This window comes from Acetobacterium sp. KB-1 (genome assembly GCF_003260995.1).
In the GTDB taxonomy this organism is placed as follows: domain Bacteria; phylum Bacillota; class Clostridia; order Eubacteriales; family Eubacteriaceae; genus Acetobacterium; species Acetobacterium carbinolicum.
Genome location: NZ_CP030040.1, coordinates 1,735,106 through 1,758,085, shown reverse-complemented (window position 1 = coordinate 1,758,085; position 22,980 = coordinate 1,735,106). Strand labels below are relative to the sequence as shown.

The 22,980-nt window shown below is 43.3% G+C and carries 21 protein-coding genes and 2 tRNA genes; 20 read left to right on the top strand and 3 right to left on the bottom strand.

What is annotated here, in order from left to right; genetic code table 11:
* Positions 1-262: 262 nt before the first annotated feature.
* On the bottom strand, positions 263-1,603 hold the full coding sequence (gene uraA, locus DOZ58_RS08095; RefSeq protein ID WP_111887842.1) for a uracil permease: 1,341 nt from the start codon (positions 1,601-1,603) through the stop codon (positions 263-265).
* A gap of 182 nt (positions 1,604-1,785) precedes the next feature.
* On the opposite strand from uraA, the gene DOZ58_RS08090 reads away from it, so the two are divergent.
* Both DOZ58_RS08090 and DOZ58_RS08085 read left to right on the top strand, forming a co-directional pair.
* Positions 1,786-2,646: a shikimate dehydrogenase gene (locus DOZ58_RS08090; protein ID WP_162624481.1), complete on the top strand. Its 861-nt coding sequence runs from the start codon at positions 1,786-1,788 to the stop codon at positions 2,644-2,646.
* 13 nt (positions 2,647-2,659) lie between these two features.
* Entirely contained in the window at positions 2,660-3,184 is a 525-nt protein-coding gene (locus DOZ58_RS08085; RefSeq protein ID WP_111887840.1) for a shikimate kinase, read from the top strand.
* 61 nt (positions 3,185-3,245) lie between these two features.
* Here DOZ58_RS08085 and DOZ58_RS08080 read toward each other — a convergent pair whose 3' ends face one another.
* Positions 3,246-3,560, bottom strand: coding sequence for a hypothetical protein (locus DOZ58_RS08080; RefSeq protein ID WP_204355492.1), 315 nt, complete (start codon positions 3,558-3,560; stop codon positions 3,246-3,248).
* 331 nt (positions 3,561-3,891) lie between these two features.
* On the opposite strand from DOZ58_RS08080, the gene DOZ58_RS08075 reads away from it, so the two are divergent.
* Both DOZ58_RS08075 and DOZ58_RS08070 read left to right on the top strand, forming a co-directional pair.
* Positions 3,892-3,978: transfer RNA gene (locus DOZ58_RS08075), tRNA-Leu, on the top strand.
* 5 nt (positions 3,979-3,983) lie between these two features.
* Positions 3,984-4,060 (top strand) — tRNA-Lys (locus DOZ58_RS08070).
* Positions 4,061-4,234: 174 nt separating this feature from the next.
* On the opposite strand, the gene DOZ58_RS08065 is transcribed toward DOZ58_RS08070, so the two are convergent.
* Positions 4,235-5,233, bottom strand: a complete 999-nt coding sequence (locus DOZ58_RS08065) for an N-acetylmuramoyl-L-alanine amidase (protein ID WP_111887838.1) — start codon at positions 5,231-5,233, stop codon at positions 4,235-4,237.
* Between the two features lie 405 nt (positions 5,234-5,638).
* On the opposite strand from DOZ58_RS08065, the gene DOZ58_RS08060 reads away from it, so the two are divergent.
* The 16 genes from DOZ58_RS08060 (at position 5,639) to DOZ58_RS07990 (ending at position 22,978) form a co-directional block, all read left to right on the top strand.
* Complete coding sequence (locus DOZ58_RS08060; protein WP_111887837.1) at positions 5,639-6,448, top strand: type II toxin-antitoxin system PemK/MazF family toxin; 810 nt, start codon at positions 5,639-5,641, stop codon at positions 6,446-6,448.
* A gap of 373 nt (positions 6,449-6,821) precedes the next feature.
* A complete protein-coding gene (locus tag DOZ58_RS18535) occupies positions 6,822-6,983 on the top strand; it encodes a hypothetical protein (RefSeq protein ID WP_162624480.1) in 162 nt (53 codons plus the stop codon).
* 111 nt (positions 6,984-7,094) lie between these two features.
* Positions 7,095-8,264 carry an SAM-dependent methyltransferase gene (locus DOZ58_RS08055; RefSeq protein WP_111887836.1) on the top strand — a complete coding sequence of 390 codons (1,170 nt, stop codon included), beginning with the start codon at positions 7,095-7,097 and terminating at the stop codon, positions 8,262-8,264.
* A 140-nt stretch (positions 8,265-8,404) separates the two neighbouring features.
* A complete protein-coding gene (locus DOZ58_RS08050; protein WP_111887835.1) occupies positions 8,405-9,520 on the top strand; it encodes a DNA repair exonuclease in 1,116 nt (371 codons plus the stop codon).
* Positions 9,520-11,832, top strand: coding sequence for an ATP-binding protein (locus tag DOZ58_RS08045; RefSeq protein WP_111887834.1), 2,313 nt, complete (start codon positions 9,520-9,522; stop codon positions 11,830-11,832). The genes DOZ58_RS08050 and DOZ58_RS08045 overlap by 1 nt, the downstream gene beginning before the upstream one ends.
* A gap of 117 nt (positions 11,833-11,949) precedes the next feature.
* Positions 11,950-12,300 (top strand): hypothetical protein, encoded by a 351-nt coding sequence (locus DOZ58_RS08040; RefSeq protein ID WP_111887833.1) that lies wholly within the window; start codon positions 11,950-11,952, stop codon positions 12,298-12,300.
* Entirely contained in the window at positions 12,297-12,713 is a 417-nt protein-coding gene (locus DOZ58_RS08035; protein WP_111887832.1) for an ATP-binding protein, read from the top strand. Before DOZ58_RS08040 ends, DOZ58_RS08035 begins: the two co-directional genes overlap by 4 nt.
* 18 nt (positions 12,714-12,731) lie before the next feature.
* Positions 12,732-14,075, top strand: a complete 1,344-nt coding sequence (locus DOZ58_RS08030; RefSeq protein ID WP_111887831.1) for a [Fe-Fe] hydrogenase large subunit C-terminal domain-containing protein — start codon at positions 12,732-12,734, stop codon at positions 14,073-14,075.
* Positions 14,076-14,184: 109 nt separating this feature from the next.
* Entirely contained in the window at positions 14,185-14,517 is a 333-nt protein-coding gene (locus tag DOZ58_RS08025; RefSeq protein WP_111887830.1) for an AraC family transcriptional regulator, read from the top strand.
* The gene (locus DOZ58_RS08020) at positions 14,518-15,246 is read left to right on the top strand and encodes a PHP domain-containing protein (protein ID WP_111887829.1); all 729 of its coding nucleotides are present in this window, start codon (positions 14,518-14,520) and stop codon (positions 15,244-15,246) included.
* Between the two features lie 394 nt (positions 15,247-15,640).
* Entirely contained in the window at positions 15,641-16,111 is a 471-nt protein-coding gene (locus tag DOZ58_RS08015) for an NAD(P)H-dependent oxidoreductase subunit E (protein WP_111887828.1), read from the top strand.
* A 9-nt stretch (positions 16,112-16,120) separates the two neighbouring features.
* A complete protein-coding gene (locus DOZ58_RS08010) occupies positions 16,121-16,678 on the top strand; it encodes an ATP-binding protein (protein WP_111887827.1) in 558 nt (185 codons plus the stop codon).
* On the top strand, positions 16,678-17,076 hold the full coding sequence (locus tag DOZ58_RS08005) for a ferredoxin (RefSeq protein ID WP_111887826.1): 399 nt from the start codon (positions 16,678-16,680) through the stop codon (positions 17,074-17,076). The genes DOZ58_RS08010 and DOZ58_RS08005 overlap by 1 nt, the downstream gene beginning before the upstream one ends.
* Positions 17,077-17,095: 19 nt before the next feature.
* Positions 17,096-18,895: an NADH-quinone oxidoreductase subunit NuoF gene (nuoF, locus tag DOZ58_RS08000; protein ID WP_111887825.1), complete on the top strand. Its 1,800-nt coding sequence runs from the start codon at positions 17,096-17,098 to the stop codon at positions 18,893-18,895.
* A 19-nt stretch (positions 18,896-18,914) separates the two neighbouring features.
* Positions 18,915-20,666: an NADH-dependent [FeFe] hydrogenase, group A6 gene (locus DOZ58_RS07995; RefSeq protein ID WP_111887824.1), complete on the top strand. Its 1,752-nt coding sequence runs from the start codon at positions 18,915-18,917 to the stop codon at positions 20,664-20,666.
* Positions 20,667-20,764: 98 nt separating this feature from the next.
* The gene (locus DOZ58_RS07990) at positions 20,765-22,978 is read left to right on the top strand and encodes an ATP-dependent RecD-like DNA helicase (protein ID WP_111887823.1); all 2,214 of its coding nucleotides are present in this window, start codon (positions 20,765-20,767) and stop codon (positions 22,976-22,978) included.
* The last annotated feature ends 2 nt before the right edge of the window (positions 22,979-22,980 follow it).

Genomic DNA, 22,980 nt, shown 5'->3' with positions numbered 1-22,980 from the left:
CGCTTTTTTACAACCAGCAGCGGCCATAAAAAAACTGATCATCCTGATCAGTTGAAGTTGTCAATAAACTACCGTACCGACAATTGTTAATCTGTTGTTCGCCGCGGAATCGGACAGGCGATGCCATGTCCGCTCCGATGCGTACAACATGATGTAACAATTGTCGGTACTGGGTTATCTTTTGAGACAGTTTGAACTGATCATCATGATCAGTTCGTAGGGGCGGGTAGTACCCGCCCGCAAACCGTAATTTATCAGTGACCTAGGGTTGGTCATATAGGTGTTCTTCTTCGCGGTCATTGGTCAGCTTTAGTTTGTCCAGGATAAAGAAGATAAGGCTTAGAATCATCCCGATAACGGCGGCCAGAACCATGCCTTTGAGTTGGATTGTGCCAAAGTTAACAGCGATGCCGGATAATCCCACCACGAAGACCACTGAAGTCAGGGCCAGATTACGGGATTTGCCATAATCAACCTGAGCATCAACTAGAATACGGATCCCGGCAGCACCGATCATCCCATATAAAAGGAAGGAAATTCCGCCGATGACCGGGCCGGGAATGGTGGAGATCAGCATCGATAATTTACCGACAAACGAGCAAATGATTGAAATAATCGCAGCACCGGCAATAACCTGAACCGAGTAGACCTTGGTGACGGCCATCACGCCGATATTTTCGCCATAAGTAGTGGTTGGTACGGAACCAATAAAACCAGATAACATCGTCGAAAAATTATCCGCAAATAAAGAACGGTGTAAACCCGGATCTTTCAAGAGATCTCGTCCGACGACCTTGCTCGTGACAATCTGGTGACCAATGTGCTCAGAAGCAATAACCAAAAGAACGGGCAAAATGATAATAATCGCTTCTAAATTAAATTGTGGGAGCTGGAAGTTTGGTAATGAAAACCAGGGTGCCTCAGCCACCGCAGCAAAGGTAGCAGGGCCAACCACACCAGTAATCAGAGCAGCTAGGTAACCGGCAACAATGGCGATCAGGATGGGAATAACTGCCAGAAATTTCTTAAACATAACCGATCCAAAAACCGCAAAGGCCAGGGTAACCAGAAAAACAATGACATTTTCAGGAACGATGGCAGTAACCACTTGTTCATAAAGGCCGGAAGCTTCATCAAGGACATAACTGGTGCTGCTGACAATACCAGCGGTGCTGGCAGCCGTGCCGGCTAATTCCAGACCAATCAGTGCCACCACCGGACCCATGGCCGCAGGGGGGAGCACCACGTTGATCCACTCAATCCCGAACTTATAAATAATTCCAGCCAGGATACAGCCGCATAAACCAACGACCACGAAACCGCCGAGTGCATAAGAATAACCCCAGGTGGCAATAACAATGCCGGCTGGTGCTAAAAAGGCAAAACTGGAACCCAGATAAGCCGGGGCCTTCCCCTTGGTGATAAACATAAATAATAGCGTACCTACACCATTCATAAAAAGGACAATGGCCGGGTTGATGCCAAAGAGGAAGGGCACTAAAACGGATGCACCAAACATGGCAAACATATGCTGCAAGCTTAACGGCACCAGCATTTTAAAGGGCACCTTTTCCTCCACTTGTATAATTCTTCGACTCTCCAAAATATTTCCTCCGATCTTTTTTTTCCTTAGAGATTATAACACAGGAATGATGAGGCGCAAAGACTTTATCCAATAAAGGCATAATAATAAAAAAATAAGAAGAAGGATGTCTGTGATTATTTACCAGATATCCAAGCTGTGTTACAATGCAAATAAATCGAAAAGAATTAAGGAGTGCGCGAATGAAGATTTCAGTTGATACGAAAATATATGCCGTCATCGGCGACCCGATCGCCCAAAGTTTATCCCCCCAATTACACAACGGATTATTTAAAGAAACCGGTGTGGATGCGCTATACCTCCCAATTGCGGTCAAGTCTGAGGATTTAAAAAAACTGGTGGACGGACTTAGACTGATGAACTTTGGGGGATTAAATGTGACTAAACCGCATAAGATCGACATCATAGAAGCGCTGGACTATTTGGACCCCCTGGCAGAAAAAATTGGTGCGGTCAATACGGTGGTTTATTGTGATAAAAAAATGGTGGGTTATAATACCGATGGGTTTGGTTTTATCAAATCGATTGAAAAAAGAGTTAGTAAAATCCCCAAAGAGACACTAACCATTCTGATTTTAGGGTGTGGGGGAGCCGTTAAATCAGTGGCCATGGCCTTGGCCGATTGGGGAATCAAAAAAGTCATCATCGCCAATCGCACGGAAGAAAAAGCAAAAGAATTGGCAAATTTGATTAATGAGAGCTGGCCGGGGAAAGCACAGGCCATTTCCATGGCACCTGAGGCGCTAAAAAAAGCTGTCGATGAAGCGATGGTGGTGGTCAATGGAACCAGTGTGGGGATGGCAGAGTCGGCACAACAATCGCCGCTGCCTAAAGAACTGCTTAGAAAAGAGTTATTAGTTTATGATATGATCTACAGTCCACCGGTAACGCAACTGCTAAAAGAGGCGAAAGAAATCGGCGCCGAAACTCAAAATGGTTTGGACATGCTTTTGTACCAGGGGTTGCTGGCTTTTGAATTATGGACGGGGATTTTTCCAGATCCAGTCTTTGGAAAAAAACTATTATTGAAAAAAAACGATTAGAGGAAGGAATAAGATGAACAGCAAAAAAAAATCCATTGCCCTGATTGGGTTTATGGCAACCGGAAAATCCACCCTCGGCCCGATGCTGGCCCGGGAACTGGAATATGATTTTATCGATACCGATGCCATGGTGGTCGCAAATATGGGTATCGAAATAGCTGAAATTTTTAGCCAATTCGGGGAAGACACCTTTCGTGATGCCGAGCATGAAGCGTTAAAGAAGGCTTTATCCATGGAGCATCGGGTGATCTCTACTGGTGGTGGAATTATTTTATTCAAAAGAAACCGCAAATTATTGTCTGAACAGGCTTTTGTGGTAAGTCTGTCAGCCCAGCCGGAAACGATCTATGGTCGAGTTAAAGACGATAATACCAGACCGTTACTAAGATGTGAAGATCCGCTGCTACGAATTAGACAATTGTTGGCCGAGCGGCAGGCTTATTACGATGTCTGTGATTTTAAAATTTCAACAGAAACCTGGTCGACCGAAGAATGTTGTCAGAGAATAGAAAAAGCCTACTACTTAAAGAACGATTAAATAAGAACGACGAAAAAGTAGGAAAAAAATACACCGATCGGATAATCGGTGTTACAATTTATTATTTCATGGCTTTCAGATCACAAATATAGCAATCAGTCAATCGTTGAACGGCGGCGGGGTTTTTAACCGGCCAGGTGGTTTCCAGTGCCTCGCAATGCCCCGTGGAGGTTTCTTCATCAAATATAAAATCAATACAGCCGTTGCATTTTTTATCGCTTGTTTTCTTGATTAATTCAAGAACCGACTCATTTACAAACTCTCTGAATTCCTTATAAGCGATTGTTTTATGGTTTTCAAACATACTCATCACTTCACCTTGCTTTCTGGAAATAGGATTACGGGAAAGGGCATTAAGTTCTTTGTTAATAACCAATCCGCTATTTACCTATAGTACCCCATAAATTGAAAAAAACAAGATAATATTTTGTCGTGTTTTCATTTTTACAAAATAATTTAAAATTAAAAATAATGTTTGATTTTTTTTTTAAGCTGTGCTATTATGTATGACAGTGTCCTGTGAATCGCTTAGTTGAAGAGTTTAGTATTCAGAAGCAAGTTAAAAAACAGGATAATCTTTATTTTTACGCCGAAGTGATGGAATTGGCATAAGCAGAGAGCCCAAATCTGTGATTTGGCGTGAATCGCTTAGTTGAAGAGTTTAGTATTCAGAAGCAAGTTAAAAAACAAGATAATCTTTATTTTACGCCGAAGTGATGGAATTGGCAGACGTGACGGACTCAAAATCCGTTGTGAGTGATCACGTGCGGGTTCGAGTCCCGCCTTCGGCACCACTATCGCTCCCTTAGCTCAGTTGGCTAGAGCACCTGACTCTTAATCAGGGTGTCCAGAGTTCGAGTCTCTGAGGGAGCACCAATAATAGCGCATAACAGAGCCGTTTGAAGGCTCTGTTTTTTTATTTGTCAAAAAATTATCCTAAAATTTCCGAAGCTAATAGAGGTACTTTTGTGGTTTTTTTGTGGTACCTTGATAGGGCGGGGCAGAGTAGGGGAAACTAAAAAAAGACCACCCCGAAGAGTGGCCATAATTTTAAAACCAATCATAAATGCCTTGTGCAACGACCTCACCAAATGCTGAAGCATTGGTCAATAACCCGATGTCAGGACGAATACCCCCAGTCTCAAAGATGCAAGCGGTCATGCCGGTGTCGGCAACTTCCCAATCGTCTCGCTGGATCACACCACGGGTACTGAGTCCGATACGAACTTGAGCTGAAGCAATCAGGCAGTTTGCAATCTGGATTCCGTCGCCACTCCCTGGGTAGACAATTGGCAGCGTCCCGGACGGGGCTTTATTATAATCACAGTGCAGTGATACGTAAACATCAGCCCCCCATGAATTCGCCTGAGCGACACAGGCAGCAATGTTTTTGTCGTTATCAGTATCAGCATCCGTTAATACTGTAAAGCCCAGCGCTCTTAGTCTGGCTGCTGCCTCCTTCCCGATCGCTAGCATCAGACCAGCTTCCGTGTAATTCCCGTCCACGCAGCCAGAGTCCCAGACGCCGTTTGATTGGGTGCCGTGACCGACAGCAAGGTACACCTTCCCTGACTTTCTTCCCTGAGCCGGTTGAGCGGGTACTGGTTCTGGCGTAGGTACAGGGATCGGAGCCGGTGCAATCGTAAAGGTGGATCGATGATCGTCCACGCTTATCGGTTCATCTGATTTAAGTAGGCGTATTGCTTCAATTCTCAAACCACCGCCAGTTGTTCCCGCTGTTTCTCCATTTCTGGCGAAATCCAACCATCCGACATTCTGCACATGAACCTGGTAATTAAGATTTTTGCATTCAATCTCAATTGCTTCGATTCTTAAGCCCCTACCAACGGTACCGGCAATCTCATCTTCCTGAACCCAATCCATCCAGCCGATGTTCTCAACGTGGACACGATATCGCTTTACGCCCTGGATTCGAATTGCTTCGATTCGTAGTCCCTGGCCGACTGTTCCCGCTATGCGCCCTTCCTGGACCCAAGCGCTCCAACCTTTATTTTCGATGTGCACTTGATACAGTAGTGTATCTGCCATACTTACTCACCTTCCTTTCTAATTGATAAATGGAGTTAGTCGGAAAAAGATGTCACTTGTTTTAAGATTGGGCCCATTACCATGCCTGTTTCATTTTTTGAGGTGATTGAGAACCTCCCGCGTTGGCAGGTCGATTATTACCGACTTGCCAATATTTTGGCGGCGTGGGCATTTGAAAATAGCTTGTAAAAACAGGAGAATTCTCTTGTTTAGAAATATCTGAAGATAGTATGTCGCCAAGAATGTAGAAAAAGATGTGGTTGTGATCCGGAAACAAAAAGCCGCTGAAATAGGAAAAGTAGTTGAACTGAGAGAGGGATTCTAATAATTCCTGTTTTAAATTATAATTATATGCTATATAATAAACTTATCAGGTTAATGAAATAGAAAGCGGAGTGTTTTAACATGGGTATTAATAAATCGAAAGAAGAACTCAGAGAACATAAAGACGCGGCGATCAAAAAGTTGGATTTTGTATTGGAAAGTATCATTAATTCTAATAATCCGAGTAAGGCGGATAAGTTATGTTATTGGATTAAAACATATGCTAATTTTATTAATTATGAACAGCGTTTTGACCCTAAAAAACTGCGAAGATATAAGCGTGGGGAGATAATAAAAATTGATTTAGGTTTTAGGGTAGGTAGTGAAGAAGGAGGGTTGCATTATGCGATAGTTTTGGATAAAGATAATAACTTATCTTCACCTACATTAACCGTGATCCCTTTAACATCACATAAGAAAACAAAAGAACCTTACCAATTTAGAGATAGTGAAGTTTTTTTAGGCAATGAATTGTTCAATAGCTTGAACTTGAAATTATCCGAGGAAAAAAGACTAAGCGAATACAAAACAAAAACTCTTTTAGAAAATTTGGCGTTATTTGAAACATCTCTTGAAAAAGTATCCAGCCAAATATCTTTTGAGAAAATTGATGGAATTTTCAAAGATGAGATTGTCAAAATGCAGAATAAATTAGATGAAGTTAAGAAGCATGATATCTTGATTTCAAAAATTGAAAGAGAAATAGGGCGAATGAAATTGGGCAGCATTGCTCTTATTAACCAGATAACAACAATTAGTAAAATAAGGGTTTATGATCCCAAAACAAATGACGATGTGTTGAGTCGAGTTAAATTGTCAAATGATAAACTTAATTTAATAGACGACTGCGTTAAGAAATTATTTACAAACATTGACAAAACAATTAAATGAGGTATAATAATTATACAAACATAGCCGTTTACCGGCAGTATAAAAGACGCAGCCGTTTACCGGCAGCAATCATTAACGCCTCACAGAAATGTGGGGCGTTTGTTGTTTTTAGTATTTACTGTGCTGAACGTAAAACTAAGAAAGTAACAAAATAGCCTCAGTGCTACCGATACCCGGGTATAAATCACGATATAGGAAGGTGTTTGTTTACTTAAACGATTGTTTTGTTAACCATCGGCAATAATTAAAGCGTAATAAACGCTTGAGTAGGCGTTGAGTAACTGATATAATTACACGCAGCTAATATTAACCAGTTAATATTAACTAAAACGACGCGACACGATCGCGTCAAAACGAATGAGGAGCAGAGCAAATGGAATCAAAAGAAAAAAATGCATGTTCTTATTTAAACTGTGGTTTTAATGTCAGCGGACGATGTCCGGATATGGACGTATTAAAAAATCCCTACAAAGAAACCGGCTGTATTTTTTATAAAAATAAGAATATTCAGACAAACGATAGCAAAAGCGAGTAATAAAGAAAACACCGAAAGGTGTTTTTTTTATTCCGAAACAATCAAATCCAGCTATAAATTTTACCCAACCCGTGATAGGATATTGACAATAAGAAAAATATGAGGTATACAATGAACAATTTGATATCAGCAGTTGAGGCTTGTTTTAATCCCCAAATTTATAAGATCACCCTCAGCAAACCAAAGTCAAAAACGAGTGACTATAAAAAAATCGTTATTAGTCAAATAAAGGAAGTCTACCATCTGGAAAAGTTCACGGCTACCCAGGTGTTTAATGATAATCTTTCCCTTGAACAGTTTAAAGATTTCCTTGGTCAAGCCCTGGAAAATGAATTTTTGCAGTATAATGGCTGGGATGATCAGTATGAATATATCATTCAAATCAGCAAAAAGGGGCGACCATCGGTGACTAAAAAAGCCGTCAAGGAAGCTCCGGAAAAAGCCTTAACCCATAACCGCGAAAAAAACTATATTCTTTCGGAAGGTACCGTCATAAAGCCACTGGTCGATATGGGGATCTTCACCAAAGAAGGCAAGGTCGTTAAGACGATGTACGATAAATTCCGTCAAATTAATCGTTTTGTGGAAATCATCGACGACGAAATTAAAAATTTTGACCCGGGAACCGAGCTCAATGTCATCGACTTTGGCTGCGGAAAATCCTATCTGACCTTTATTTTATACCATTATCTCACCGAAATAAAAAATCTCAATGTACGCATCGTCGGCCTGGATTTAAAGCGTGATGTCATTGACCGCTGCAACGATAGTGCCAGGAAATACGGTTACGACCACCTTTCTTTTGAATTGGGGAATATCGATACCTATCAAACCACCTTTCCGGTCGATATGATTATCACCCTTCATGCCTGCGACACCGCCACTGATTATGCCCTGTACAATGCCATTAAGTGGAATGCCAAACTGATTTTTTCGGTACCCTGCTGTCAGCACGAACTAAATGCCCAAATAAAAACCGAACAACTGAGTCTGTTGACAAAATATGGCATCATCAAAGAACGGACCGCCGCCCTGATCACCGATGCCATCCGGGGCAGCCTTTTAGAAGCGTGCGGCTACAAAGTTTCGCTGCTGGAATTTGTGGATCTGGCTCATACCCCTAAAAATATCCTGATCCGGGCCAAAAAAACCACCGTCACAGAAAAACGAAAAGCACAGGCCCTCGCCGAAGTAAATAATGTGCTCCAGACATTTTCCTTGACTCCGACCCTCTATTCACTTCTCGAAAGCGATGAAATCATTAATTCTAAGAAAAATTAAATGTAACATTTGTCAAAAGATGATATAATAAAAAATCAGTTAGAAGATAGTAATCGTAAAACAAACTAAAGTAAGGTGTTACCGACAATTGTCAGAAACCCTAAAATAAGAAAAAATTTATAGATGAGGAGGCAAAGAGGATGCTGACACGCTTTGTACATACCGGAGATTTTCATTTAGGTCGCCCCTTTACCTTTTTGCAGCAAGGAAACTATTACGGTAAAAATAAAAGAAAAGAATTATGGAAAGCCTTTGACGAGATGATTGCATATGTTAAAGAAGAGGGCGTACCGCTTCTGCTTATTGCCGGAGATTTATTTGACAGTGTCAATGTTCTGACCATGGATATAAAACGAGCCGCCGAAGGATTGGCGAGTCTTGATAAAACCTGGGTGGTTATGATCAGCGGAAACCACGATTATCACGGTGACAGCTCACCCTACAAGAAAGTGGAATGGTCCAGCAATGTCTACATCTTTAAAGAAGATGTCTTTCGGTCCGTTTACATCAAAGAACTCAATACTGAAATCTATGGCATGTCCTGGGTAAAAAACGAGTACCGGGCCTTTCCCGAGCGCTCCTTTAATAGTATTAAGCTTAACGACACCCGCTATAATATCTTAATGGCCCATGGCGAAGTTGCCAGTCAAAGTCATTATCTGCCCATTGATTTAAGAATGGTTGAGAAGAAGGGGTTTGACTTTATCGCATTGGGACACATTCACAAACCGGGGCTGACACCGGGGGGCGTCGCTTACTGCGGATCACCAGTGCCCCTTAATTTTGGTGAAACCGGAGAACGGGGATTTTTAATCTCCCAGGTGGATAACGATTATGTCAACCAGACCTTTATTACCAGCAGCGGGTTTAATCCCCTCGATTCACGGAAGTATGAAACCATCGAAATTCAGATTTCCCCGGAAGATTCCTATCAGGATATTATAAAAAAAGCGATTGACTGCGATAGCGAAACAAATCGTCTAAAAAATTACTACCGGATCCGCTTTAGCGGCTACATTAACCCGGAAATCCAAATGGATTGGATCAATGATGATTTAGAAGAATCCTTTTATTACATTGAAACCGACACGGCCGATTTAGAGCCGGATATTGATCTGGAACTGCTGATCCGGGAAAATAAGCATAACCCGATTGGTCAGATTCTTAGCGAACTGGAAAAAATAGAAGAACCGGAAATCCGGAAGAAGGCAATCATTTATAGCATTGAAGCGATGATTAGTGAGGGGGTTTTATAATGCAAATAAAAACCTTGTCAATTAAGGCCTTTGGAAAATTTAAAGACCAGACACTTACGCTCAAACCGGGACTCAATCTGATTTATGGGAAAAACGAAGCCGGGAAAACAACCGTTCAGACCTTTATTCAGGGGATGTTTTTTGGGTTTTATAAACCCTACCGTAAAAAGAAAACCTACAGCGAAGAATATGAAAAATATATGCCCTGGAATCAATTTGATTACAGCGGTGCGCTGGTTTATGAGATGGATGACCGCGAAATCCGCCTGGAGCGGAATTTTCTAAGAGCCAAAGACTCCTTATTCATTTACGATAATCGTACCGGAAAAATAATTAATGATCAATTTAAATACGATGGCGTCATCCGCCAGCATCTGCCTCTGGGAAACACCGGGATGACCACCGTTGTTTACAATAATACTGTCAATATGCGTCAGAACCTCCATGACTACGAATCCGGGAACCATCAGGATGAAATCCGGGATTCCTATATCGAAATGCAGAATTCCAGCGGCATCGAAATTAATTTTAAAGGGATCGTCCGACGACTGGAAGAAAAAAAGAATCAGATTGGTCGTTCCGGTCAGAGTAAGTCAAGAATTGGTACGGCGATTAGGGAACGGGATGAACTAAAGGAATTATTAAAAGAAGCCGAAGCCGCCTATGCCAAGGTGGCCGAAAATCAGGAAAAGATTACCCGGAATCAAAAGATCATGAAACGCATTGAAGCGGAAAATGAGTATTTGAGCCAGGAATCGGTGGTTAAACGAAAAAAAGAGCTGCTGCAAAGCTATGAAAAGATCAACAAACTTGAAAAAGAAAATAATCGCCTGTCAAAAATCATCAAAGAAGACCAGGTTTTTGAAGACTACAGTTACAAGATTCTGGAGGGCTTAAAAGCCATTAAAAATCAGGGCGAACGGCTTGGCGATCAGATGGACTACATCGAAAAAGAAATGGCCGACGCCTCTGAACATCTCAAAGCGATTAGGCAGAAAGAAGCCGCAAAGCGCAGTGCTCTGGCGGGTCATACCTTAGAAGGAATTACCGAAGATTATGAGCTTTATAAAAAAGAGCAAGGTGAAGTAGAAGCCGTCGATAAAAAATCAAACATTATCATCAACATCATTGCTACCCTGGTAACCCTGGTGGGAATGGGACTGGTGGGGCTTGCTAATATGGGGTTGATGGGAAGTAACCAGGGAATCGAAAACCTGTCTTTAACCCTGGGCGTGACCCTGGCAATTGTCGGTGTAGTGGGACTGAGCTTTGGGGTTTCGGCAACCCTTAAAAAACGGCAGATTCTAAGAGAAAAACAATTAATTCCCATTCAGGATGAAATCCTGGCAAAGTATCAATTAAAAGACGGCCCCAGTTTTGACAGTTTTTATAAAAAAGTTGTTCGTAACCAGAAAGAGTTAGAACAACTACAAAACGAAGGGGAATTAATCATTGTTCAGCACTCGCGGCACCAGGCCGGTTATGAAGTGCTCTTTGAGCAACGCCGCGGAATTATGCGGGAGCTCGACAAAAAGCTGGCCCAGTATGAGGTAAAAGACATTGCCGAATATTCCGAACGCTGCGAAAAAGCGCAGCAGTTAGAAGAACTCAAAATCCGTTTTAACGGCAATTTGCGGCTGCTGGAGAATCTTCTTGAGACCGTCAATGGTGGAAAAACAGAGGATGGACAAGCGGTTTGGCACAAAGCTTCTCCGAAATCCGAAGAGCTCTTAAGTCTGGGGAAAGAAATTGCCCGGTTGGAAGGTGAGAACAATGCGCTTACCGATGGCATCGGTCTGCCGGTGGAAATCCAGGAGACCATTAAATCGCTGGACGCCCAAATTCAAACCTTTGATACTGAAATTCAGGCCTGTAACGCCGCCCTGGAAGTACTTGAAACGATCCAGCAAGACTGTCATTTAGAGTCTGCGCCGGAGCTTAATAAAAATATCGGTGCGGTTTTAGAAACCATCACCCAGCATTATAAAGGGGTAAAAATAGATGAAGCCATGAAACTCAAGGTGGTCGATCCCAAAGGTGGCGATTTTAAGGATGCCGAGCAGTTAAGCGCCGGAACCATGGATCAGGTTCATTTTGCCTTCCGCTATGGAATTGGGGAACGAATCAGTCACGAGATGCCTTTTATTCTTGATGAACCCTTTGTCCGGTATGACAAACAGCGAAAAACCGAAGCCCTTAAACTGCTGTGTGAACTGAGCAGTAAACGTCAGATCATTCTTTTTACCTGTGACGACGATGAAGAAAAGCTATTAAAATCATTGGGAGCGGCCTATCATAAAATCAATCTATAAGATCACTAAGTGGGTATGACCCAACAAAAAAATAGAAATAAAAAACCCTAAAGACCTTGCAAAATGCAAGAGAAATCCTTTACAATAAGAATGATAACGAAATAAGGAGAACCTTTGATGAAATTAAGCCTAGTAAAAGACCTTCTTGAAGCGGTTGTTTTAGCTGGTGAGAGCCATCTGGATGAAGAAGTCCAGTCCGGATTTGGCTGTGATCTCATGAGTGATGTGCTGTGCTTTGCCAAAGAAGATGCTATTTTACTCACCGGTCTTGTCAACAAACAGGTGCTAAACACGGCTGACATGGCCAATATGAACAGTATCATTTTTGTCAGAAACAAAATGCCCAGCCAGGAAATGATTGAGATCGCAAAAGAACGGAATCTTTTAGTAATGTCGACCAAGTATATCCTCTTTGAAAGTTGTGGGATTCTCTATAAAAACGGCCTAAAGGGAGCGCACCTCCGATGAGTTATGAACTCGTCTTTGACGTCAGTCGGGGGGATTTTGATACTGCCGGGGAAGCGTCACGAAAGATCAAACGGACCCTGCAGCAATTGGGTGTTCCCAATAAGGTCATCAGGAAGGTATCGATTGCCGGTTATGAAGGTGAAATGAATTTGGCCATTCATTCATCCGGAGGAAAAATTATTTTGGAAGTGGGGGAAGCAGAACTGGTGCTGACCATTGAAGATACCGGGCCGGGTATTGCCAACATTGATCTGGCGATGACTGCAGGTTGGTCAACGGCCGGGGAAGAAGTCCGGCAAATGGGCTTTGGTGCCGGAATGGGTTTACCCAATATGAAAAACAACGCCGACAATTTTGCCATTTCTTCAAAAATTGGAGAAGGTACAAAAATTGTCATGAAATTTTTAGTCTAAACAGGAAGAAGGTCACATATGGAAAAATTACTTCATTCTGTATACCTTGATGATGAAAAATGTCTGGGCTGCACGACCTGCCTCAGAAGCTGTCCGACTGGTGCCATCCGAGTTCGGGGCGGCAAGGCGATTATCAATGAGTCAAAATGCATTGATTGTGGTGAGTGTATTCGGATCTGTCCCCATCATGCCAAACTGGCAAAAACAGATCCGTTGTCAAAAAAAGATAATTATAGTTATACAGTCGCTTTGGTGGCGCCGGCCATCATCGGTCAGTTTAAACCCAAATATTCGATCACCCAAATTCTCTCGGCGATTAAAGCCCTGGGTTTTGATGAGGTGGTGGAGGTTGCCTATGGTGCAGAAGTGGTTGGCCAGGCCCTCAAGTATGAGTACCACGCCAAACGCTACCCAAGACCGCTTATTTCTTCAGCCTGTCCGGCGGTCGTCAAGCTGATTCAGGTGCGTTTTCCGGAGCTTACAGACAATATCTGCCGATTGAAATCGCCGATGGCAATGACCGCCCGACTGGTCAGAAAACGGATCAGAGAAGAAGGGAAATATAAAAATAGTGATGTCGGCGTATTTTTTATCACCCCCTGTGCGGCAAAGGCCACGATGGTCAATAATCCGGCCTCCAGTGAATATGATAAATACGATCTGATTGATGGTGCGATTGCCATTAAAGATATTTACAGCGATATTTTAAGCCACATTGGTAACTGTCCGATTCAGGAAGGTATTCATAATACCACCCCGGAATCATGCTCCTGGGCATTATCCGGTGGTGAAAGCGATTACCTTAAAAACAAAAACGTGCTTCATGTTGATGGCATTCAAAATGTGATTAGTGTCCTTGAAGAAATAGAGTGCGGTAAACTCGACACGATCGAGTTTTTTGAAGGGTTGGCCTGCATCGGCGGTTGTGTTGGTGGTTGCCTGACCGTGGAAAATAATTATGTCGCCAAAATGTACATTCAGGACCGGGCCAATAAGATGAAGCAGACCTCAATAATACACATGTCCGATGACTACGTAAAAAATGTTTATAACTCCGGGATGATGCACATTAAAGAACGGATACTACCCAGAAGTCCCGAACCCCTGGACCAGGATATCAATAAAGCCATCGAAAAAATGAAGCAGATCGAAATTCTCGAAGCCAAGCTGCCCGGGCTGGATTGCGGTTCCTGCGGTTCCCCGGGCTGTCGGGCTCTGGCCGAAGATATCGTTACCGGAAAGGCCAATGAAATTGACTGCGTTTTTGTCTTAAAAGACCGGGTCAGGGATCTTTCGGTTCTGACAAATGAATTACGGCAGGTGGAACATCCCACCGATAAACCGCTAATTAAAAAAGAGTAAAAAACCACTTAACAATTCGTCCGGGCGAGGGTCAGACCCTTGGTCATCCGTGAGCGCCTGTATTAGCAGACAAAAACGATTAATGATAAAAAAACAAAGGAGAAAATGAATGAAGGTAAGTGAGTTGTTAAAAAACAAGGAATTCAAGTGTCTCAATCCCCAGGTGGGCATTGAAGGGGTTATTAAAAGCGGTTATGTCGGCGATTTACTCAGTTGGGTGATGGCCAATGCTGGCAATGGCTGTGCCTGGGTAACCATTCAAACCCATGTTAATATCATTGCCGTGGCAACCCTGCTGGAAATGACCTGTGTGATTATTCCAGAAGGTGCAGAAGTGGAAGAAAGTACCCTGGAGCGGGCGATTATTGAAGATATCCCCGTGCTGATCACTGGTCTTACGGCCTATGAAGTCTGTAAGATTTTAGGAAACGCCGGCGTCTAAATGGAAAAGGTAGCCATAGACCTGCACATCCATTCAATCTTATCTCCCTGTGGTGAGGAGGAGATGACCCCCAATAATATCGTGAATATGGCCCTCATTAAAGAACTGGATTTTATTGCAATTACCGATCACAATTCAGCCAAAAATTTACCCGCAATTATCGCCGTGGCAAAAGAACTGGCCAAAGAAACCGAAAGTGGCCTGTGTATCCTACCGGGGATTGAAGTAACGACCAAAGAAGAAGCCCATATTTTGGCCTATCTACCAACTTTGGAAGCGGCGATGGCACTCGATGCGATCATTTATCGACACCTCCCGGATATAAACAACGAAAAAGAATTATTTGGTCCGCAGATCATTATGGACGAAAATGACCAGGTCATTGGTGAAGTGGACAAGCTGCTGATTTCAGCCACCGACATTGGGGTTGATCAGTTGTGGCAAATTGTCACCGAACTGGGTGGGGTTCTGGTTCCCGCTCATATCGACCGAAAATCTTACAGTATTATCGCATCACTTGGTTTTATCCCTCCGGAACTGGATATTAAAACCTGTGAAGTATCAAAAAAAGAGAGCTTTGAACAAGTCTTAAAGGATTTTCGTTTTTTTAAAACCTATCAGTTTATTCATGGCTCTGACGCCCATCAGCTTGAAGACATTGCCGAGCGGGAGTATTTTCTTAACCTTCCGGATATGCGGCGCCAGACCCTGATTGATTATTTAGGTTAAATTGAACAAGTAATAAATAGTACCGACACGTGTTACATCATGTCGTTTGCATCAGGGCGAACAGGTTGAAAAACCTGTCCGATCCTGCAGCAAACAGCAGATTAACAAGTGTCGCTACGGTAGCTAACCGTAAACTTTACAGGTGTTTCTTAAACACCTGTTTTTTATGTGTAAAATTATTACACTTTATTTGTAAAAAAAATAAATGAGTAGAATATTTGCATAAAAAGTCTACAAAGTTAAAGGTTTTCATAAAAATTTGAGACAAAAAGGGTAAAAAATTTATCTGTTATAAATATAACGAAATATTTCGTTCTATGTTATAATGACATTGTTAGAAAATATGCAATCATATGCGTAAAGGTTTGCACGATTTAATTAGGAGGTTTGAAAATTGGCTGAATTAATACCAGTTGAAAATTTGGACGTAGTAAAGGCAATAGTCGCCGAGCACCGCGAAGTGCCCGGTTGTTTAATGCAGATTCTGCAGGAAACTCAGGAAAAATATGGCTATTTACCGCTTGAACTACAGGGAACCATTGCAGATGAGTTAGGGATACCCTTAACGGAAGTCTACGGTGTGGCAACATTTTATTCACAATTTACCCTGACACCAAAAGGAAAATTCAAAATCGGGATCTGCTTGGGAACCGCGTGTTATGTCAGGGGGGCTCAACCAATTATTGATAAGGTTAACAGCATTCTGGGAACACAGGTTGGCGACACAACCGAAGATGGAAAATGGTCAGTTGATGCAACACGTTGCGTTGGGGCCTGTGGTTTAGCACCCGTACTAATGATTAATGAAGATGTTTATGGACGTTTGACCGTCGATGAAATTCCAAGTATCCTGGAAAAATATTAGTTAGCCGTTATGAAAGAACTGTCTCTTCATATTTTAGATATTACTCAAAATTCCATTAGAGCAAAGGCAAAACGTGTCAAATTGCAGATTATTGAATCCCTGGTAGAAAATGAGCTCACCATTATCATCGAAGATGACGGCTGTGGCATACCAGAAAATCAGCTTGCTGGCGTCACCGATCCATTTGTAACGTCCCGGACGACCCGTAAAGTAGGCTTGGGTTTATCGCTGTTTAAAGCTGCGGCGGAAGCCTGCGGCGGATCTTTTTTGATAAGCTCAACCGAGGGCGTCGGAACGAAGGTGGTTGGAAGTTTTAGGCGCGATCATATCGACCGGGCTCCCCTGGGAAATATGGCGGATACCATTCTTACCATGATAATGTCTTTTGGAGAAACAGATCTTTACTATGAACACGACTACAACAATCAACAATTTATTCTAAATACACGAGAAATTAAAGAGACCCTGGAAGTAGAATCTTTAAACGAACCGGAAATTCTTAATTGGATCAGGGAACACGTTATGGAGGGTCTCAAAGAAATTCAAGAAATTATGGAGGAAACATAATGGCAAAGTCCTTAGCAGAACTAAAAGCGATTCGTGAAAAAAAATTAAACGAAATCAATTTGCGACACGGCAAGAACGGCTATCGCGTTGTAGTTGGCATGGCAACCTGTGGTATCGCAGCAGGCGCGCGACCTGTTATGGTTAAATTGATGGAAGAAGTTGACGCTAAAGGTTTGGTTGACGTTACCGTGGCCCAAACCGGATGTATCGGGTCCTGTCGATTAGAACCAATTGTAGAAGTATATGATGCCAACAATGAAAAAGTTACCTATGTCCATATGACCGCCGAAAAGGTTGCACGCGTTGTTGATGAACACCTGGCTCAAGGAAAAGTAGTCAGCGAATACACCATGACGGTGGTTGATGGTATGATCATCGATCCATCGGTTAAGGGTTAATTGAGGAGGAGAAGAGCAGATGGCATATAAACGTTCGCAGGTACTGATTTGTGGTGGTACAGGATGTACATCCTCAGGATCCATGACATTAGTAAAAGAAATAAAAAAAGAATTAGTAAAACATGATATCCTTGACGAAGTCGAAGTTGTTGCAACGGGATGTTTTGGTTTATGTGAACTGGGACCCGTTGTTATTGTATATCCCGAAGGGACATTCTACAGTCGAGTAGAAGCAACCGATATTTCAGAACTAGTCGAAGAACACCTGGTAAAAGGTCGACCACTCGATCGCCTGATCTACACCGAAAAAGGCGACGGACATCACCCACTGTCAATTAATGAATTGGGATTCTTCAAAAAACAAAAACGTATCGCTTTAGCAAACTGTGGTGTTATTAACCCGGAAAATATTGACGAGTACATTGGTTTTGATGGTTACATGGCGTTGGAAAAAGTCCTGTTAACCATGACACCGATTGATGTTATTAATGAAGTAAAAGCTTCCGGTCTTCGTGGTCGTGGGGGCGGTGGATTCCCAACTGGTCTTAAATGGCAGTTTGCCCATGACGCTGTATCAGAAGATGGTATCAAATACGTTGCCTGTAACGCTGATGAGGGTGACCCCGGTGCGTTCATGGATCGATCCGTATTAGAAGGAGATCCTCATGCTTTAATCGAAGCGATGGCAATTGCTGGTTTTGCAGTTGGCGCAGCTAAAGGTTATGTTTATGTCCGAGCTGAGTACCCAATCGCCGTAAACCGTCTTCAAATCGCGATTGACCAGGCTAAAGAATATGGTTTATTAGGTGAAAACATCTTTGATACCGATTTCTCCTTTGACCTGGAAATTCGTTTAGGCGCCGGCGCTTTCGTATGTGGTGAAGAAACCGCATTAATGAACTCCATCGAAGGTAAACGTGGTGAACCGCGTCCACGTCCGCCATTCCCAGCCAACAAAGGTTTATTTGGAAAACCAACTGTTTTAAATAACGTTGAAACCTATGCCAACATTCCTGCTATTATCTTAAAAGGTGCCGAATGGTTTGCAGCGGTAGGAACCGAAAAATCTAAAGGAACAAAAGTATTCGCACTCGGTGGAAAAATTAACAACACCGGTTTACTTGAAATCCCAATGGGCACAACCCTGCGAGAAATCGTGTTTGAAATCGGTGGTGGTATTCCTAATGGTAAAGCGTTTAAAGCCGCTCAAACCGGGGGACCCTCAGGCGGATGTATCCCGGCTTCTTTATTAGATACAAAAATTGACTATGATAACCTGATTGCCATCGGTTCAATGATGGGCTCCGGTGGACTGATCGTAATGGATGAAGACAACTGTATGGTTGATGTGGCCCGTTTCTTCCTTGACTTTACCCAGGACGAATCCTGTGGTAAGTGCCCACCTTGCCGTATTGGGACCAAAAGAATGCTTGAAATTCTGGAGCGTATCTGCGACGGTAAAGGCGTTAAAGGAGATATCGAACGACTTGAAGAACTGGCCGTAGGCATCAAAGCTTCAGCCCTTTGTGGATTGGGACAAACTGCTCCTAACCCCGTTCTGTCAACCATTCACTATTTCAGAGATGAATACGAAGCACATATTAATGATAAAAAATGTCCCGCTGGCGTCTGTAAACATTTATTAGACTACACCATTGATCCACTAACCTGTAAAGGCTGCGGAATCTGTGCTAAAAAATGTCCCGCAGAAGCAATCACTGGCGAAAAGAAAAAACCATACACCATTGATACATCGAAGTGTATTAAATGTAATGCCTGTATTGAAGCCTGTCCATTTGGCTCCATTTCCAAGGCTTGATGAGGAGGTTATCAGAATAATGAAAGAAATTACTTTTAAAATAAACGGACAGGAAATGACTGTTCCAGAAGGAACAACCATTCTGGAAGCGGCAAGACAATGTAACATTGACATTCCCACCCTTTGTTATCTGAAAGATGTTAACGAAATCGGTGCATGTCGAATGTGTGTCGTTGAGATTGCCGGAGCAAGAGCGCTGCAGGCAGCTTGTGTTTACCCTGTTGCTAATGGTATTGAGGTATTAACAAACACGCCAAAAGTGCGAGAAGCACGTCGGGTTAATCTGGAACTGATTCTTTCAAACCACAACCGCGAATGCACAACCTGTGTGCGTAGCGAAAACTGTGAACTACAGACACTGGCAACGGATTTAGGCGTTTCCGATGTTCCTTTTGAAGGCGAAGTGTCTGGTAAACTCGTTGATGACTTATCAACATCAGTCGTCAGAGATGAATCCAAATGTATTCTTTGCAAGCGCTGTGTATCAGTCTGTCGAGACGTTCAAAGCGTTGCCGTACTGGGTAGTGTTGGCCGTGGCTTTACCTCTCAGGTACAACCGGTCTTTAACAAATCACTCGCTGATGTGGGCTGTATCAACTGTGGACAATGTATTATCAACTGTCCAGTTGGTGCATTAAAAGAAAAATCAGACATTCAACGGGTTTGGGATGCGATTGCTGATCCTTCTAAAACCGTGATTGTTCAAACCGCTCCAGCTGTTCGAGCTGGTTTAGGCGAAGAATTTGGTTACCCGATGGGAACATCTGTAACTGGTAAAATGACGGCTGCGCTTCGAAGACTGGGCTTTGATAAAGTTTTCGATACCGATTTTGGTGCTGATGTAACCATCATGGAAGAAGGCACAGAATTAATTGGTCGCATTACCAATGGCGGCGTTTTGCCAATGATCACCTCCTGTTCACCAGGTTGGATCAAATTTATCGAAACCTACTATCCAGAAGCGATTCCTCATCTGTCGAGCTGTAAATCACCACAAAATATTACCGGTGCTTTACTTAAGAGTCACTATGCTCAGGCGAACGGCATCGACCCTAAAGACATGGTGGTTGTTTCAATCATGCCTTGTACCGCTAAAAAATATGAGGTACAACGAGAAGAATTATGTACCGATGGTAATGCCGATGTCGATATTTCCATTACGACCCGTGAACTTGCCCGAATGATCAAAGAAGCGCGCATTCTGTTTAATAAATTACCAGATGAAGACTTTGACGATTACTATGGTGAATCCACTGGTGCTGCCGTAATCTTTGGCGCCACCGGCGGAGTTATGGAAGCTGCCGTTAGAACTGTGGCTGACGTATTAAACAAAACAGACATTCAGGAAATTGACTACGAGGTCGTGCGTGGTGTCGATGGAATTAAAAAAGCAACGGTTCAGGTAACGCCAGATTTAGCAGTTAATCTTGTGGTTGCTCATGGCGGTAGCAATGTCAGAGAAGTCATGGAACAGTTAAAATCCGGTGCCCTGGCAGATACCCACTTCATCGAATTAATGGCCTGCCCAGGCGGTTGCGTCAACGGTGGCGGTCAACCAATTGTTTCGGCTAAAGACAAGATGGATTTAGATATCCGGGCCGAAAGAGCAAAAGCACTTTATAACGAAGATGCCAATGTTTTAACCTACCGTAAATCACATCAGAATCCTTCTGTTATTCGTCTTTATGAAGAATTTTTAGAAGAGCCAAACAGCCACAAAGCACATCACTTATTGCATACAACTTACTCGGTAAAGCCAAAATTGGTTTAATTAAGTAAACGAAAAATAGTCAAACAAAAAAAGGCCCAATAATGGGTCTTTTTTTATGCTATAATAAATCATAATTCTACACTAACAGGAGCAAAACAATGGAAAGCATTAAGGGTACGGTGGAACACATCGTCTTTAGAAATACAAGTAACGGCTACACCGTCGCCCATTTCGATATTGATGGCGATCTGGTCACCGTGGTGGGAAATTTTGACGAACTGAATCATGGCGAATACTTAAAACTGAGTGGCTACTGGACGGAGCACAAAAACTATGGCGATCAGTTCTGTATGGAAACCTACGCTATGGAAATTCCCACCTCCACCGAAGGCATTACAAGGTATCTGTCCTCGGGAATTCTTCCTGGGATTGGCGAAAAAACCGCTAAAGCGATCGTCGCCCGGTTTGGTGAAGAGACCCTGGATATCCTGGACAATCACCCGGAACGGCTGTCCGAAATTAAGGGGGTTGGCAAGAAAACCCTGGCCGCCATTAAAGAAGTCTACCATGAGCAGCGGGAAGTCCGGCAGATTATGATTCAGATCCAGGACTATGGGATATCGGCCAACTGGGCCATGAAGCTCTATAAAACCTACAAGTTCGACACCATTTCGGTTTTGCTTAATAATCCCTATCAGATGATTGAGGATATCCGTGGGATCGGCTTTAAAATTGCCGACCAGATCGCCAATCATCTCGGCTTTGAAGCCAATAGTCCCGGCCGGATTCTGGCTGGAATCAACTATTCACTGGGAGAATGCTATAACCGCGGCAATACCTTTATGACCGAAGAAGAGCTGATTACGACCAGCTCCAAAATTCTCGGCGTGGAACAAGACGAGATCAACGCCCAATTAGGGGAATTGGTCTTAATGGGGCAGATTATTCAGGAAGAAGTCGCTAATCAGCAGGTTTACTATCCCCGAAACCTCTACGAAGCGGAAGACAACACCGCCCTGTCGATGGCCAGAATCAGCCAGATGACCTATAAGATTGCTAATGTCAATATCGACGAAAAGATTAAAGATTACGAACGGGACATGGTAATTACCCTGGATAATAAACAACGGGAAGCCATTGCCGCCGCCATGGAAAATGGGGTTATCATTATCACCGGCGGTCCGGGAACCGGGAAAACCACGATCATTAACGGGATCGTTCGGATTTTTAAAGATCTGGGTTTAAAAACAGTGCTGGCAGCGCCCACCGGTCGGGCGGCTAAGCGGATTACCGAAACCACCGGTAACGAAGCCAAGACCATCCATCGGCTGCTGGAATATGAATACAGCCAGGATGATGACTTCCCCAGCTTTTCCCGCGACGAAACCAATCAACTGGATGTCGACGCCATCATCGTCGATGAATCCTCGATGATTGATATCCTCCTGATGGACTCACTGCTGATGGCCGTCCAGCCCGGCACCCGACTAATCCTCGTGGGAGATGCCGATCAGCTGCCGTCGGTGGGCCCGGGTAATGTTTTAAAAGACATCATCGAAAGCGGTGCGATTAAGGTGCTAAGCCTGGAACGCATTTATCGTCAATCCGAAGAAAGTATGATTTCGGTTAACGCCTATGAAATCAACCACGGTCAAATGCCAGACATCAACAATGAGTCCGATTTTTTATTCCTTAATAAAAACGATGGCGATAAGCTGCTCCGTGATATTCTGGAGCTGGTTACAAACCGGCTACCAACGGCCAAGGGCTTTGACAGTATCCATGATATCCAGGTCATCTCACCGATGAAAAACGGCAAGGTGGGGGTGATTAACCTCAACCGCGAAATCCAGGCGGTCCTTAATCCCCCCCGGGAAGATCGGGCCCAGCGGGAATTTGGGATGGTCATTTACCGGGCCGGGGATAAAGTCATGCAGATTAAAAACAATTATCGGATCAAGTGGGAAGACACCCTGACGATGGAACAGGGGGAAGGGATCTACAACGGCGATATCGGCATTCTTGAAAGCATCAGCAGTCGTGACAAATCCTTTGTGATTCTTTTTAACGATGGTAAGCAGGTCACCTACGACTTCGACCAGATGGACGAAATCACCCATGCCTACGCGATGACGGTCCACAAAAGTCAGGGCAGCGAGTTCCCCGTAGTGGTTATGCCGATTGTCGGCGGACCACCGCTGTTTTTAAACCGTAAGCTCCTCTACACCGCCGTCACCCGGGCCAAAAAGCTTCTTATCTTAATAGGCAACCAGTACGTCTTTCGCCAAATGATTAAATCGGCCGAATCCCAAAACCGCCAAACCGCCCTGTGCGACCGCATCATCGCCTATATCAACCACCCAATGAGGTAACC

Coding starts and splice junctions, on each gene's coding strand:
- DOZ58_RS08090 (WP_162624481.1), top strand. CDS start 1,786: ATGAAGATTTCAGTTGATACGAAAATATATGCCGTCATCGGCGACCCG.
- DOZ58_RS08085 (WP_111887840.1), top strand. CDS start 2,660: ATGAACAGCAAAAAAAAATCCATTGCCCTGATTGGGTTTATGGCAACC.
- DOZ58_RS08065 (WP_111887838.1), bottom strand. CDS start 5,233: ATGGCAGATACACTACTGTATCAAGTGCACATCGAAAATAAAGGTTGG.
- DOZ58_RS08060 (WP_111887837.1), top strand. CDS start 5,639: ATGGGTATTAATAAATCGAAAGAAGAACTCAGAGAACATAAAGACGCG.
- DOZ58_RS18535 (WP_162624480.1), top strand. CDS start 6,822: ATGGAATCAAAAGAAAAAAATGCATGTTCTTATTTAAACTGTGGTTTT.
- DOZ58_RS08055 (WP_111887836.1), top strand. CDS start 7,095: ATGAACAATTTGATATCAGCAGTTGAGGCTTGTTTTAATCCCCAAATT.
- DOZ58_RS08050 (WP_111887835.1), top strand. CDS start 8,405: ATGCTGACACGCTTTGTACATACCGGAGATTTTCATTTAGGTCGCCCC.
- DOZ58_RS08045 (WP_111887834.1), top strand. CDS start 9,520: ATGCAAATAAAAACCTTGTCAATTAAGGCCTTTGGAAAATTTAAAGAC.
- DOZ58_RS08040 (WP_111887833.1), top strand. CDS start 11,950: ATGAAATTAAGCCTAGTAAAAGACCTTCTTGAAGCGGTTGTTTTAGCT.
- DOZ58_RS08035 (WP_111887832.1), top strand. CDS start 12,297: ATGAGTTATGAACTCGTCTTTGACGTCAGTCGGGGGGATTTTGATACT.
- DOZ58_RS08030 (WP_111887831.1), top strand. CDS start 12,732: ATGGAAAAATTACTTCATTCTGTATACCTTGATGATGAAAAATGTCTG.
- DOZ58_RS08025 (WP_111887830.1), top strand. CDS start 14,185: ATGAAGGTAAGTGAGTTGTTAAAAAACAAGGAATTCAAGTGTCTCAAT.
- DOZ58_RS08020 (WP_111887829.1), top strand. CDS start 14,518: ATGGAAAAGGTAGCCATAGACCTGCACATCCATTCAATCTTATCTCCC.
- DOZ58_RS08010 (WP_111887827.1), top strand. CDS start 16,121: ATGAAAGAACTGTCTCTTCATATTTTAGATATTACTCAAAATTCCATT.
- DOZ58_RS08005 (WP_111887826.1), top strand. CDS start 16,678: ATGGCAAAGTCCTTAGCAGAACTAAAAGCGATTCGTGAAAAAAAATTA.
- nuoF (WP_111887825.1), top strand. CDS start 17,096: ATGGCATATAAACGTTCGCAGGTACTGATTTGTGGTGGTACAGGATGT.
- DOZ58_RS07995 (WP_111887824.1), top strand. CDS start 18,915: ATGAAAGAAATTACTTTTAAAATAAACGGACAGGAAATGACTGTTCCA.
- DOZ58_RS07990 (WP_111887823.1), top strand. CDS start 20,765: ATGGAAAGCATTAAGGGTACGGTGGAACACATCGTCTTTAGAAATACA.